Origin of the sequence: Flavobacterium cellulosilyticum (assembly GCF_004349355.1) — a bacterium.
GTDB classification, from domain to species: domain Bacteria; phylum Bacteroidota; class Bacteroidia; order Flavobacteriales; family Flavobacteriaceae; genus Flavobacterium; species Flavobacterium cellulosilyticum.
The window spans coordinates 243,583-257,675 of the sequence record NZ_SMFK01000005.1; the positions used below are offsets into that span (position 1 = coordinate 243,583).

Annotated in this window: 8 protein-coding genes and 3 tRNA genes; 6 read left to right on the forward strand and 5 right to left on the reverse strand. The window is 33.7% G+C overall.

The window, feature by feature from the left end:
* The first annotated feature begins 38 nt into the window (after window positions 1-38).
* Window positions 39-2,567, forward strand: a complete 2,529-nt coding sequence (locus E0F76_RS10660) for a heavy metal translocating P-type ATPase (protein ID WP_132005405.1) — start codon at window positions 39-41, stop codon at window positions 2,565-2,567.
* Window positions 2,568-2,650: 83 nt separating this feature from the next.
* Here E0F76_RS10660 and rimK read toward each other — a convergent pair whose 3' ends face one another.
* Together rimK and E0F76_RS10670 are read right to left on the reverse strand one after the other, a co-directional pair.
* Window positions 2,651-4,021, reverse strand: a complete 1,371-nt coding sequence (rimK, locus tag E0F76_RS10665) for a 30S ribosomal protein S6--L-glutamate ligase (RefSeq protein WP_132005408.1) — start codon at window positions 4,019-4,021, stop codon at window positions 2,651-2,653.
* A gap of 114 nt (window positions 4,022-4,135) precedes the next feature.
* Window positions 4,136-6,679 carry an ATP-dependent Clp protease ATP-binding subunit gene (locus E0F76_RS10670; protein WP_132005411.1) on the reverse strand — a complete coding sequence of 848 codons (2,544 nt, stop codon included), beginning with the start codon at window positions 6,677-6,679 and terminating at the stop codon, window positions 4,136-4,138.
* 262 nt (window positions 6,680-6,941) lie between these two features.
* Between E0F76_RS10670 and gyrA the strand changes: the two genes are divergently transcribed.
* Together gyrA and E0F76_RS10680 are read left to right on the forward strand one after the other, a co-directional pair.
* Window positions 6,942-9,596 (forward strand): DNA gyrase subunit A, encoded by a 2,655-nt coding sequence (gene gyrA, locus E0F76_RS10675; protein WP_132005414.1) that lies wholly within the window; start codon window positions 6,942-6,944, stop codon window positions 9,594-9,596.
* A 100-nt stretch (window positions 9,597-9,696) separates the two neighbouring features.
* Window positions 9,697-10,986, forward strand: a complete 1,290-nt coding sequence (locus E0F76_RS10680; protein ID WP_132005417.1) for a tetratricopeptide repeat protein — start codon at window positions 9,697-9,699, stop codon at window positions 10,984-10,986.
* 47 nt (window positions 10,987-11,033) lie between these two features.
* On the opposite strand, the gene E0F76_RS10685 is transcribed toward E0F76_RS10680, so the two are convergent.
* Both E0F76_RS10685 and E0F76_RS10690 read right to left on the reverse strand, forming a co-directional pair.
* Window positions 11,034-11,795: a C40 family peptidase gene (locus E0F76_RS10685; RefSeq protein WP_132005420.1), complete on the reverse strand. Its 762-nt coding sequence runs from the start codon at window positions 11,793-11,795 to the stop codon at window positions 11,034-11,036.
* 20 nt (window positions 11,796-11,815) lie between these two features.
* Window positions 11,816-12,994: an acetyl-CoA C-acyltransferase gene (locus E0F76_RS10690; RefSeq protein ID WP_132005423.1), complete on the reverse strand. Its 1,179-nt coding sequence runs from the start codon at window positions 12,992-12,994 to the stop codon at window positions 11,816-11,818.
* A 384-nt stretch (window positions 12,995-13,378) separates the two neighbouring features.
* Between E0F76_RS10690 and E0F76_RS10695 the strand changes: the two genes are divergently transcribed.
* From E0F76_RS10695 to E0F76_RS10705, 3 genes are all read left to right on the forward strand, one after another.
* A tRNA-Ser gene (locus tag E0F76_RS10695) sits at window positions 13,379-13,465 on the forward strand.
* A gap of 13 nt (window positions 13,466-13,478) precedes the next feature.
* A tRNA-Pro gene (locus E0F76_RS10700) sits at window positions 13,479-13,553 on the forward strand.
* Window positions 13,554-13,602: 49 nt separating this feature from the next.
* A tRNA-Arg gene (locus tag E0F76_RS10705) sits at window positions 13,603-13,676 on the forward strand.
* 151 nt (window positions 13,677-13,827) lie between these two features.
* Here the strand turns inward: E0F76_RS10705 and E0F76_RS10710 are convergent.
* Window positions 13,828-14,093, reverse strand: a 266-nt coding sequence (locus E0F76_RS10710) for a transposase (protein WP_165932682.1), incomplete at its 5' end; no start/stop codon positions are given.

Consider the following 14,093-nt stretch of genomic DNA (forward strand, 5'->3'; position numbering starts at 1 on the left):
CAATTCCTCCCGATATTTGTAATATTAAATACAAAGAAATGATACATACTTACAGAATTTCAGGAATGACATGTGACGGGTGTCGTTCCAAAGTAGAAAAAACATTAAACACTATCGATGGAGTAAAAGCTACGGTTACATTAGATCCTCCAACTGCCACTGTAATTTCAGATAAACACATTCCAATATTCCAATTACAAAAAGAATTATATGCAGCTGGTAAATATGTAATATCGGAAAGTGATGCTGTTGAAACTATTTCTAGAACAAAGGATGTTCCAGTAGCTAAATCCTGTTGCGGAACAAAATCCAATAACGAACTGATTTCATTGCCTAGTAGCGCTTCAGGTAAATATTATTGCCCCATGTTTTGCGAAGGCGAAAAAGTATATGACAAAGCAGGCGATTGTCCCGTTTGTGGAATGGATTTAGTTAAAGCACCCGATTTATTGGTAAGCAAATCAAGCTATACTTGTCCGATGCATCCTGAGATTGTTCAAGACGGTCCAGGTTCCTGCCCGATTTGCGGAATGGATTTGGTTCCAATGCAACCTTCTGACAATGAGGAAAATAAAACCTATATTGATTTGCTAAGAAAATTGAAAATTGCCATCGCTTTTTCATTGCCTGTCTTTATTATTTCAATGCTAGAAATGGTTCCAAACAATCCTTTACATCAAATAATGGAAACTCAAAATTGGAATTGGGTACAATTTATCTTGACTCTTCCTGTGGTGTTTTATGCAGGTTGGATATTTTTTATACGAGCTTGGAAATCCATTTTGACATGGAATTTAAACATGTTTACACTTATCGGAATTGGAACAGGGATAGCCTTTTTATTCAGTATTGTGGGTTTATTGTTTCCGGAATATTTCCCAGAAGAATTCAAGCAACACGGCAGTGTATCGCTTTATTTTGAAGCCACGGCAGTGATATTGACCTTGGTTTTATTGGGACAAGTTATGGAAGCCAAAGCACACAGTCAGACAAGTGGAGCCATAAAAGCATTATTACAGCTTGCACCAACGGAAGCAACAATAGTCATAGATGGAAAAGATAAAATAATGGCTATTCATGACATTAAAAAAGGAGATTTGTTGCGAGTAAAACCAGGAGAGAAAATTCCTGTTGATGGAAAAATTACCAATGGTGAAAGCACCATAGATGAATCGATGATTTCGGGAGAACCAATTCCTGTAGATAAAACGGTCGATGATACTGTAATTGCAGGAACTATAAATGGCAACAAATCATTTGTGATGATTGCTGAAAAAATAGGTTCTGAAACGGTGCTTTCGCAAATTGTACAAATGGTCAATGATGCCAGTCGTTCTAGAGCACCAATTCAAAAATTAGCGGATAGTATTGCCAAATATTTCGTGCCTATAGTTGTGATTATCTCGGTGATAACATTTATTGTTTGGGCGAACTTTGGTCCTGAACCCGCCCTAGTTTATGGATTTATTAATGCTGTTGCAGTTTTAATTATTGCCTGTCCGTGTGCTTTAGGATTGGCCACACCCATGTCGGTAATGGTTGGAGTAGGTAAAGGGGCTCAATCAGGGGTTTTGATAAAAAATGCAGAAGCATTAGAAAATATGAATAAAGTCAATGTTTTAATTACAGATAAAACAGGGACAATTACTGAAGGAAAACCATCGGTTGAAAAAGTTTTTTCGTCAAATGACAATGAATTGGAATTATTGCAAGCCATCGCATCATTAAATCAATATAGCGAACATCCTTTGGCGGAAGCCGTCGTAAAATATGCCAAATCAAAAAACGTTTCATTAATAGAAGTAAAAGATTTCGAGGCCATTTCAGGTAAAGGAGTCATTGGGACAGTTGTTGATAAAAAGGTTGCTTTAGGAAATAAGAAATTGATGGAGCAAGTAGGAGCAAGCGTTTCCGAAGAGTTGGAAACTAAAATTGTGGCTGAACAAAAATTAGGTAAAACGGTTTCTTATATTTCAATTGATAAAATTGCTGTTGGATTTGTATCTATTTCCGATGCCATAAAATCAACAAGTGAAGCAGCTATAAAAGAGTTGATGAATCAAGGTGTCGAAGTGATAATGATTACCGGTGATAATGAAAACACGGCAAAAGCGGTAGCAGATAAATTGCATTTAACCAGTTTTATTGCCAATTGTTTACCAGAGGATAAACTTGCAGCAATCAAACGTATGCAGGCAGAAGGGAAAGTTGTTGCTATGGCAGGAGATGGGATTAATGACGCTCCAGCGTTGGCGCAAGCCAATATTGGAATTGCAATGGGAACAGGAACGGACGTTGCGATTGAAAGTGCCAAAATTACCTTGGTAAAGGGAGACTTACAAGGAATTGTAAAAGCCATAAAATTGAGTCATGCGGTTATGGGCAACATCAAACAAAACTTGTTTTTTGCTTTTATTTACAATGTATTGGGAATTACAGTTGCATCCGGAATGTTGTATCCTTTTTTCGGAATTTTATTGTCGCCAATGATAGCAGCTGTTGCGATGAGTTTTAGTTCCGTTTCAGTGATTATGAATTCGTTACGATTGAGGAGTTTTAGACTTTAATGAATTAAAAAAGTCATATAGGTTTTTCCTTGTTTTAAATTATAATTAGGCAAAAACTTATATGACTTATATGTTAAAATATATTATTTCAATTTGAAATTCTTTTCAATAGCAATGATCATTTCTCCAGCTATATCTTTATTGGTAGCGCCTTCAATTCCTTCTAATCCTGGAGAGGAGTTTACTTCGAGTAATAAAGGTCCTTTTGAAGAACGAATGATATCGACTCCTGCCACTTTTAAATCCATTGCTTTAGCTGCTCTGATAGCGATTTTTTTCTCATCGGCAGTAGGTTTTATTATTGAAGCTGTTCCGCCAAGGTGAATATTTGCTCTGAATTCTCCTGGCATTGCTTCTCGCTGAATTGTAGCGACTACTTTTCCATCAACTACAAACAATCGTAAATCTTTTCCGTTGGCTTCTTTTATAAATTCCTGAACCAATATATTGGCGTTCAAACTTTTAAAAGCATTTATTACACTTTCAGCTGCTTTTTTGGTTTCGGCCAAAACAACACCTTTTCCTTGAGTTCCCTCCAATAATTTCACGATTAACGGCGAACCTCCAACCATTTTAATCAAATCATTGGTATCTAAAGGAGAGTTAGCAAAACCAGTTGTTGGAATGTCAATACCACTTTGCAAAAGCAATTGTAAAGAGAATAATTTATCTCTGGATTGGGTTATGGCAGTTGATGAATTTAAACAATAAACATTTAAAGCTTCAAACTGTCTCGTCAAAGCGCAACCATAAAAAGTAATGCTTGGACGAATCCTTGGAATAATGGCATCAAATTGATTTAAGATGATACCTCCGCGATAATGAATTTCTGGAGTTTTTGCATCCAGTTTCATATAGCATTCCTTGATATTCAAAAAGTGCATTTCGTGACCCCGCATTTCCCCAGCTTCCATAATTCTCTTATTACTGTACAATTCTGGATTGCTTGCCAATAGTCCTATACGAAGACCTGAACTTGCTTTTTCTGTATTTTTATATAATTCTTTTAAATTTTCAGATGAAGGTTGTCCTAATAAATATTTTTGCTCGGGGTCTACCAAAACCTTTCCACTCATGGCTTCACGACCCAATAACATTCGGAAACCCATTGAATCTCGGTTGGTCAAGGTCATTTCAATAGCCCATTTTGCTTGTCCAATATCCAATAAAGTTTGAATCACATAGCGTTGTTCTCTAAATCCACTGGAACTTTTTACAATTCTTTTGTCGATTAAAGGAGCTTCACAATGAATAACAGTTTTGACATTATTTTGAATTGGATTGATATCAAATTTGACCCAATTATTTCCATCCTTAATAAATGGTGCAATGTTAATAGCATGTAAAGCAGAAGTTTTTGCTCCAGAATCAACACGTGCTTTAATAGTAGGAATTCCAATTTCAGGAAAAGAACACCATTCTTCGCTACCTAAAACTATTTTATTTTGTAACATAAATGAAATTTATATGTATTTATTCAACCGTAAATATATATTGAAAAAAATGAAGTTAAATATTAAATAATTATAAACAATTTATTTAAGAAATGTAACTTAAAAAAAAACCTACTAATTAGTAGGTTTCTCTGCTTTGTTAACATTCACTGTGAGTTCTTGTGAAATGTCATCTAAATCCATAAATATTTCATCTCCCGATGCAATTTTTGAAGTGATGATTTCTTCAGCTAGGGCATCTTCAACATATTTTTGAATAGCTCTTTTTAACGGTCTTGCTCCAAATTGCCTGTCGAAACCTTTTTCGGCAATAAAAGCTTTTGCTTTATCAGAAAGACTTAAATTATAACCCAATTCTTTGATTCGATCGTATAATTTTTTCAATTCGATTTCGATAATCAAATCTATATCGTGTTTTTCTAAAGTGTTAAATACAATAACATCATCAATTCTATTTAAGAATTCTGGTGCAAATGTTTTCTTTAATGCATTTTCGATAATACTTTTAGAATTATCATCTGCTTGGGCAACTTTTGCAGCAGTTCCAAAACCAACACCTTGACCAAAATCTTTCAATTGACGAGCTCCAACATTGGATGTCATTATAATGATAGTATTCTTGAAATCAATTTTTCTACCTAAACTATCCGTTAAATATCCGTCGTCTAAAACTTGAAGCATCATGTTGAAAACATCTGGATGCGCTTTTTCAATTTCATCTAAAAGCACGACACAATAGGGTTTGCGACGTACTTTTTCTGTTAATTGTCCCCCTTCTTCATAACCAACGTATCCCGGAGGAGCTCCTATTAATCTTGAAATAGCAAATTTTTCCATGTATTCACTCATGTCAATACGAATCAATGCATCTTCAGAATCGAATAATTCTTTTGCCAAAACTTTTGCCAATTGAGTTTTTCCAACACCTGTTTGACCTAAGAAAATAAAGGAACCAATTGGGCGATTAGGATCTTTCAATCCAGCACGATTTCTTTGTATTGCACGTGAAATTTTCAAAACCGCTTCTTTTTGTCCAACAACTTTATTTTCAATAAGCTGTGGTAAAATAGCCAGTTTGTTACTTTCAGTTTGTGCGATACGATTCACAGGAATTCCAGTAATCATTGAAACTACATCGGCAACATTGTCTTCTGTAACTTCAATTCTATTGTTTTTAGAATCTTCTTCCCATTGTTCTTGAGCTATTGCAAGATCTTTTTCAATGCGTTTTTCATCATCTCTCAGTTTTGCCGCTTCTTCATATTTTTGTTTTTTAACGACTGAGTTTTTCAATTCACGAACCGCTTCCAATTGACGTTCTAACTCTAAAATTTGTTTAGGAACATCAATATTTGTAATGTGAACACGAGAACCCGCCTCATCTAAAGCATCTATTGCTTTGTCTGGTAAAAAACGTTCTGACATGTATCGATCAGTCAATTTAACACAGGCTTCAATAGCTTCTGGAGTATAGGTTACATTATGGTGGTCTTCGTATTTGTCTTTTATATTATTCAAAATAGTAATTGTTTCTTCGATTGAAGTTGGCTCAATAATTACTTTTTGGAAACGTCTCTCTAATGCGCCATCTTTTTCAATATATTGACGGTATTCATCAAGAGTTGTGGCTCCAATACATTGGATTTCACCTCTTGCTAAAGCAGGTTTGAACATATTTGAAGCATCAAGTGATCCAGTAGCTCCACCTGCACCAACAATGGTATGAATTTCGTCAATAAAAAGTATGATATCATCATTTTTTTCTAACTCATTCATTACGGCTTTCATGCGCTCTTCGAACTGACCACGGTATTTTGTGCCTGCAACAAGGCTAGCCAAGTCAAGTGTAACTACTCGTTTATTAAATAATATACGAGATACTTTCTTTTGAATAATTCGCAAAGCCAATCCTTCGGCAATTGCTGATTTTCCTACACCAGGTTCGCCAATTAATAATGGGTTGTTCTTTTTTCGTCGGCTCAAAATCTGAGAAACTCGTTCAATTTCTTTCTCACGACCTACAACTGGATCTAATTTTCCTTCTTCAGCCATTTCTGTTAAATCTCGGCCAAAGTTATCTAAAACTGGAGTTTTGGATTTTTTGTTTGATTTATTAGCAGGGTTGTTGAATGTTCCTTCTTTTAAACTGTCATCTTGTCCTGAATCTTCATTATAAGATTCGTTTCTTGGCAAGTTATCGATAAAATCTTCTTCGCTTGGTGTCATATTTAGATATTGTTCTTTAGCTACATCATAATCAATTTTTAATTTATTCAGTAGCTTGGTTGTTGGATCATTTTCATTTCTTAAAATGCATAAAAGCAAATGTGCAGTACTAATAGAAGTGCTGTGAAACACTTTTGCTTCAAGAAAAGTAGTCTTTAAAGCCCGTTCCGCTTGTCGTGTCAGGTGAAGGTTCTTCTTTTCATTATTGTTTTCTATATTTGAACTTGCTGGACTTAGAATCTCTACTTTTCGACGTAAATGATCTAAATCGACTGATAAGTTATTTAAAATATTAATGGCTTTGCCATTTCCGTCTCTTAAAATGCCAAGCATAAGATGTTCAGTGCCAATAAAGTCATGACCTAAACGCAAAGCTTCTTCTTTGCTATAGGTTATAACATCTTTTACTCTAGGTGAAAAATTATCATCCATAATTTTTGTGTGTTGATAATGTAAATTTAGTGATTTAGTGATTGATAAACAATAACCATTCCTTTTAAAAACGAATGTCAGCTATTTGATAACAAAAACCACTAAAAATATGTTAAAAATTGTTTAATTTATTAACTGAAATAAGTGTTATAGTTGTTAATAAATCGTATAAATAAGTGGTTTAAAGTTTGCAAAAAAAAATCAAAAAGACGTATATTAGCACGTTTTGAAACTAAAATAATTTTATTAAATATAAACACTTATGTCTGAAGGAGAAAAGTTAATTCCTATTAACATTGAAGATGAAATGAAATCAGCTTACATCGATTATTCGATGTCTGTAATTGTATCTAGAGCATTACCTGATGTTCGTGACGGTCTGAAACCTGTTCATAGAAGAGTACTTTACGGGATGTATGATTTGGGAGTTAATTCACGATCTGCCCATAAAAAATCGGCAAGAATTGTTGGAGAAGTATTAGGAAAGTATCATCCACACGGAGATACTTCTGTTTACGATGCAATGGTTCGTATGGCTCAAGAGTGGAGTATGCGCTATTTATTAGTTGACGGTCAAGGTAACTTTGGTTCAGTCGATGGTGATAGTCCTGCTGCGATGCGTTATACTGAAGCCAGAATGCGAAAAATTTCGGAAGAAATTATGGCTGATATCGAAAAAGAAACAGTTGATTATCAATTGAACTTTGACGATACTTTGTATGAACCAAAAGTAATGCCTACTCGAGTTCCTACTTTATTAATAAATGGAGCAACTGGAATTGCTGTGGGTATGGCAACCAATATGCCGCCACATAATCTTACTGAAGTTGTCAATGGAATTTTGGCTTTTATTGATAATAATGAAATTGAAATAGATGAATTGATGAATCATATTAAAGCTCCGGATTTTCCAACTGGAGGTACAATATATGGTTACGAAGGAGTTCGCGAAGCTTTTAAAACCGGTAGAGGTCGTATTGTTATGCGTGCTAAAGTTGGTTTTGAAGAAGTAGAGGGTAGAGAATGTATTATCGTTACTGAAATTCCTTACCAAGTCAATAAAGCAGATATGATTAAGCGTACTGCTGATTTGGTTAATGATAAAAAAATTGAGGGAATTGCCAATATTCGTGATGAATCGGATAGAAATGGGATGCGTATCGTTTATATCTTGAAACGTGATGCAACACCAAATGTAGTTTTAAATACACTTTATAAGTATACACAATTACAATCTTCATTTAGTGTAAATAATATTGCATTAGTAAAAGGGCGTCCACAAATGTTGAATCTGAAAGATATGATTCACTATTTTGTTGAACACCGCCACGATGTTGTAACGAGAAGAACACAATTCGAATTAAGAAAAGCAGAAGAAAGAGCGCATATTTTAGAAGGTTTGATAATTGCTTCGGACAATATTGATGAGGTAATCGCATTAATTAAAGCGTCTAAAAATACAGAAGAAGCGAGAGAAAAATTAATTGAAAGGTTTAAATTATCAGATATTCAAGCTAGAGCAATTGTAGAAATGCGATTGCGTCAATTAACAGGTCTGGAACAAGACAAGTTAAGACTTGAGTATGAAGAATTGATGAAATTGATTGAACATTTGAAAGCTTTATTGGCCGATGTTAATTTAAGAACTGCCTTGATAAAAGAAGAGCTTGTTGAAATACGTGATAAATATGGGGACGCTCGTCGTTCATTAATTGAATATTCTGGTGGTGATGTAAGTATTGAAGATTTAATTGCTGATGAAAATGTTGTTATCACCATTTCACACGCTGGTTACATCAAACGTACTAATTTATCTGAATATAAAACTCAGAATAGAGGAGGAGTTGGGCAAAAAAGTGCAGGAACAAGAGACCAGGATTTCCTTGAAAATATGTTTGTGGCTACTAATCATCAATACATGATGTTCTTTACTCAAAAAGGAAAATGTTTCTGGATGCGAGTATATGAAATTCCAGAAGGAAGTAAAACCGCCAAAGGAAGAGCAATTCAAAACTTGATCAATATTGAAAGTGATGATAAAGTAAAAGCATTTATTTGTACTCAGGATTTAAAAGATCAGGACTATATTAAGAGTCATAATTTAGTTATGGTAACTAAAAAAGGTCAGGTTAAGAAGACTTCATTGGAGAAATATTCTAAACCTAGAGTAAATGGAGTTGCTGCAATCACAATTAAAGAAGGAGATGAATTGTTAGAAGCAAAATTAACCAATGGAGAAAGTCAAATAATATTGGCTGTTAAATCTGGAAAATTAGTTCGTTTCGAAGAAACTAAAACCCGTCCGATGGGAAGAACGGCTTCAGGAGTTCGTGGAATTAGCTTAAAAGATGATACGGATGAGGTGATTGGCATGGTTACTGTAGATAAGGAGAATATCAACGATACACAAATTTTAGTTGTCACTGAAAATGGATATGGTAAACGTACCAAATTAGTTGATGAGGATGGTGAAGATGTCTATAGGATTACTAATCGAGGTGGTAAAGGGGTGAAAACTTTAAATATTACTGAGAAAACAGGAAAACTGATATCGATAAGTAATGTTACAGACGCTGATGATTTGATGATAATTAACAAATCAGGCTTGACTATTAGAATGGCTATTGAGGATTTACGTGTAATGGGTAGAGCTACTCAAGGCGTTAAGTTGATTAACTTAAAAGGAAATGACTCGATTGCAGCTGTTACTAAAGTAATGAAGGATGAAGAGGAAGAAGTGATAGTTGACGAAGAAGGAAATGTTATTGAATCCGAAGTTATCGAAAGAGTGAAACCTGTATTAGAAGTTCTAGAAGACGAAGGTGGAGAAGATGAAGAAGAAGAAGAGGATGATAATTCTGACGACGACGATGTCGAAGGAGAAGTTGAAGACGACGATTCTGATGATGAAAAATAATAATTAAACATTAATCCTAACATTTATTATTTATGACTTTTATTATAAATAATAAATGTTTTTCTGACTATTTTTGAAACACAAATTTAAAACAACAAATATGAAAAGTAAATATGTATTACTAGCATCAGTATTATTGATATCAGTAGCTACTTTTGCTCAAAAAGATCAAATAAAAGCCGCTGAAAAAGCTTTAAAAGGTGGAGGTTCTGCAGAAGCGGTAACTATTCTTAATGGAGCTGAACCTTTAATTTCTAGTGCTTCGGACTCGGAAAAAGCTCAGTTTTATTTCGTAAAAGGAAATGCTTTGCTAGACTTAGCAAATAAAAATGTAGAAACAGGTAAAAATCTTTTATTAGCTGCATCGGCTTACCAAGATTTATTGGCTGTTGAAAAATCTTCCGGAAAAGATAAATATACATCGCAAGCCACTACTTCAATTATTGATATAAAAAATAAATTGATAAATAGTGCTGTTGCTGATACTAAAAATAATAAACAAGCAGAAGGAGCTAAAAAATTATACGATGCCTATTTATTAGATAATAGAGATACTATTAATTTATATTATTCAGCTTCAACTTATGTTAATGCTAAAGAATATGATAAGGCTCTTAAATTATATAATGATTTGAAAACCTTAAATTATTCAGGAAAAGGTATTAATTACATGGCAGATAGTAAGGTGACAGGTCAAGAAGATCTGTTTAATACTAAGAAAGAAATGGATCTTGCTGTAAAAATTGGAACTCACGAAAAACCAAGATCAGAAGTTATTCCTTCTAAAAGAGGAGAGATTTACAAAAACATCGCTTTAATTTTAGTGCAAAATGGTAAAACTGAAGAAGCAAAAAAAGCGATATCAGATGCTAGAAAAGCAAATCCAGATGATACATCTCTAACATTAACTGAAGCTAATTTATATTTAGAAACTAAAGATTTCGACAAGTATAAAGCTTTAATTACAGAAGTATTAGAAAAAAATCCAAATGATGAAGGTTTAGTTTTTAATTTAGGTGTTATTAGTGCCAATGCAAAAAATGCCGTTGATGCTGAAAAATATTATAGAAGGGCTATTGAAATTAACCCTAAATATACAGATGCTTATATCAATTTAGCAGCTTTAAGACTTGAAGCTGAAAATGATTTAATAACTGAAATGAATAAATTAGGAACCTCTGATAAGGAAATGAAGCGTTATGCCGTTTTAAAAGCAAAAAGAGAAGAGTTATTTAAAGGTATTATTCCTTTCCTTCAAAAAGCAGTTGAATTAGAGCCAAAAAACATTGATGTAGCTAAAACACTTTTAAATGTTTATAGTGCATTAGAAATGTCGCCGGAGAAAAAAGCATTAAAAGCAAAAATTGATGCACTCGAAGAAAAAAAATAATTTAATGTTGACTATTCAAAAAAACCTGAGTTAATCAGGTTTTTTTTTTAAATTGTTTTTTTAATAACTCTAAGTTTATGAGTGTGTTTATTAATATCAGCATTATAAATTCCAAGATGATCTAGTCTGTCAATTCGTACTTTTCCACTTGCATGTATGATATAGTTATCTTTCATAATGATACCTACATGAATAATGTTGCCCTCTTCATTGTCAAAAAAGGCTAAATCTCCAGGTTCGCTTTCTTCAATAAAACTCAATGCTTCACCTTGTTTTGATTGCTGCGAGGCATCTCTTAATAATTGATATCCGTTAAGTTTATATACCATTTGAGTAAAACCGGAACAATCAATTCCAAAAGGGGTTTTTCCACCCCAAAGATAAGGTGCGTTAAGGTACATAAAGGCAGTATTAAGGATGCAATCTTTGCTTTTAATACCACTTGTTTTAGTTCCCTCGAAATTAAAGTTTGGAATGTTTATATCTGTATGATTCAGAAATGATAACGAAGCTCCTAATGGAATAGGTAATAGCAGATTATTGGGTGCGGTTATATATTCAATTAAATCAGCATTCAATACAATTACATCATCTGATAATTGGTTGAATTCGGATTCAGAAATGATTTGGTATTGTTTCGAATCAACCCAACCTTCATAGTGATCATACTGTAATTTAATTTTAGACCATTGTTTCATTTGTTCTAAAATTACGAAATGTTCACCAAACAAAACTTGAGATACGATTTCACTTTTATCACTTGGTTCAATCCGAAGTGGGATAATAGCTAAATTACAAATTCCGAACATGTAGGATTATTTAAATTTTTTTATAATTTTTCAATAACGATTGCCGAAGCGCCGCCTCCACCATTACATATAGCAGCAACACCTATTTTTCCTTTATTTTGTTCTAAAACATTCAATAAAGTAACTATTATACGTGTTCCGGAACATCCAAGGGGATGGCCAAGTGAAACAGCACCTCCATTTATATTTACTTTATTGGAATCTAAACCAAGGATTTTTGAATTGACCAATCCAACAACCGCGAAAGCTTCATTTAATTCGAAATAATCTACATCATTTATTGATAATCCTGCTTTTTTTAATGCTTTTGGGATTGCGATTGCCGGACTTGTTGTGAACCATTTTGGTTCTTGAGCTGCATCTGCGTAACTAAGAATGCGTGCTAATGGCTTTAATTTTAATGCTAATGCTTTTTCTTCGCTCATTAATACTAAAGCAGCAGCACCATCATTTATTGTTGAAGCATTAGCGGCTGTTACGGTTCCGTCCTTTGTAAAAACGGCGTTTAATGAAGGAATTCGTTCTAATTTTACATTCGTAAATTCTTCATCTTTAGAAATTAGTATTGGATCTCCTTTTCTTTGAGAAACTGCAACTGGAACTATTTCGTTGTCAAATTTACCAGCTTCCCATGCTTTCGTAGAACGTTTATAGGACTGAATTGCATAATTATCTTGTTCTTCTCGTGAGAAATTGTTTGCAGAGGCACATAAGTCAGCACAAACCCCCATAGCATTATTATCATAAGCATCTGTAAGTCCATCTTTCTGCATTCCGTCAATCATAGTTGATGGGCCAAATTTAGTGCCAACTCTTAAATTCATATAATGTGGAATGAGGCTCATGTTTTCCATTCCTCCGGCAACAACGACTTCAGCATCATCACAAAGTATGGCTTGCACACCCATCATTACGGATTTCATTCCTGAAGCACAAACTTTATTTACAGTTGTACAAGCAACAGAATTAGGAATACCGGCATAAATAGAGGCTTGTCTAGCTGGTGCTTGGCCAACTCCAGCTTGAACGACATTACCCATAAATACTTCATCAACTAAATTTGCATCAAGTTGAATTTTTTCTAAAGCTCCTTTTATGGCAATACCACCTAATTTTGGAGCAGAAACTGTTGACAGTCCTCCCATAAAACTTCCTATTGGGGTTCTTACAGCGGAAACTATAACAATTTTTTTGTCCATAATGTTTTAAGTTTATGTTTGAAATGCGAATTTAATCATTTTGTATAGATACTAAATTACATTTTTAATATTATTATTACAATAATTCGATAATTTGATTGAATTTATTTAGATAGTATTGTTTTTATTAATTTTTAAATTTTGATATAATTTCATTCGGATGATTTACTTTGTATCTGGTTTAATTGTAAATTGACTTTATTTAACTAGGTGTAATTTTTAAATTCAATAAAATAAGATTGTTTTTATCATCTATCCATTTGATTGTTAATGATTTTAAAAAACATTAAAAAAAACATTAAAAAAAAGAGAATAATTATTTGTGAAATATAGAATAGAAGCCTACATTTGCAACCGCTTAAAAGGAATATTAGTTCTTAATTTGGAGAGTTGCCTGAGTGGCCGAAAGGACATGTTTGCTAAACATGCGTATGGGGAACTGTACCGAGGGTTCGAATCCCTCACTCTCCGCTTTTTTGCTTTTCGGGGTGTAGCGTAGCTCGGTTATCGCGCCTGCTTTGGGAGCAGGAGGCCGCAGGTTCGAATCCTGCCACCCCGACTAATTTTTTTAACTTTTGTTAAATACAAATTAGGTTATAAAAATTAATGGAGGCATAGCTCAGCTGGATAGAGCACCTGCCTTCTAAGCAGGCGGTCGAAGGTTCGAATCCTTCTGCCTTCACAGAAACCCTTATAAACTCACTGTTTATAGGGGTTTTTAGTTTTGGTTGACATTTAGTAGACAGTAAATTACATTCAGAATCTTTATTTCAGGATGGGACAAGTTATAAAAAAAAACCGGATCAATCCCAAAACCTGTGGAGCGACAAAAATTAAGCATAAATATTTGTTAGTCTAAAAAGGAAAAACTCAATATTTCTAACCCCTCTGAATTGAGATCTAAATGCTTTTATTTTGGCATTGAAAGACTCAGCCGAAGCATTTGTACTTCTGTTATCAAAATAATTCAATATGGTTTGGTAATGATTGATTATTGTTCGGGATATTGTATTGAAAGACTTGAACCCTGATTGATTTACTTTTTCGTGCCATTTGGCAAGTCTAGCAAAACCAATAATTTTATCGGTAGTTTTTTCAA

What these genes read in the sequence shown, in the direction of transcription:
- E0F76_RS10690 (WP_132005423.1), bottom strand. Translation starts at nt 12,994, where the DNA reads ATGGACAAAAAAATTGTTATAGTTTCCGCTGTAAGAACCCCAATAGGA.
- rimK (WP_132005408.1), bottom strand. Translation starts at nt 4,021, where the DNA reads ATGTTACAAAATAAAATAGTTTTAGGTAGCGAAGAATGGTGTTCTTTT.
- E0F76_RS10680 (WP_132005417.1), top strand. Translation starts at nt 9,697, where the DNA reads ATGAAAAGTAAATATGTATTACTAGCATCAGTATTATTGATATCAGTA.
- E0F76_RS10670 (WP_132005411.1), bottom strand. Translation starts at nt 6,679, where the DNA reads ATGGATGATAATTTTTCACCTAGAGTAAAAGATGTTATAACCTATAGC.
- gyrA (WP_132005414.1), top strand. Translation starts at nt 6,942, where the DNA reads ATGTCTGAAGGAGAAAAGTTAATTCCTATTAACATTGAAGATGAAATG.
- E0F76_RS10685 (WP_132005420.1), bottom strand. Translation starts at nt 11,795, where the DNA reads ATGTTCGGAATTTGTAATTTAGCTATTATCCCACTTCGGATTGAACCA.
- E0F76_RS10660 (WP_132005405.1), top strand. Translation starts at nt 39, where the DNA reads ATGATACATACTTACAGAATTTCAGGAATGACATGTGACGGGTGTCGT.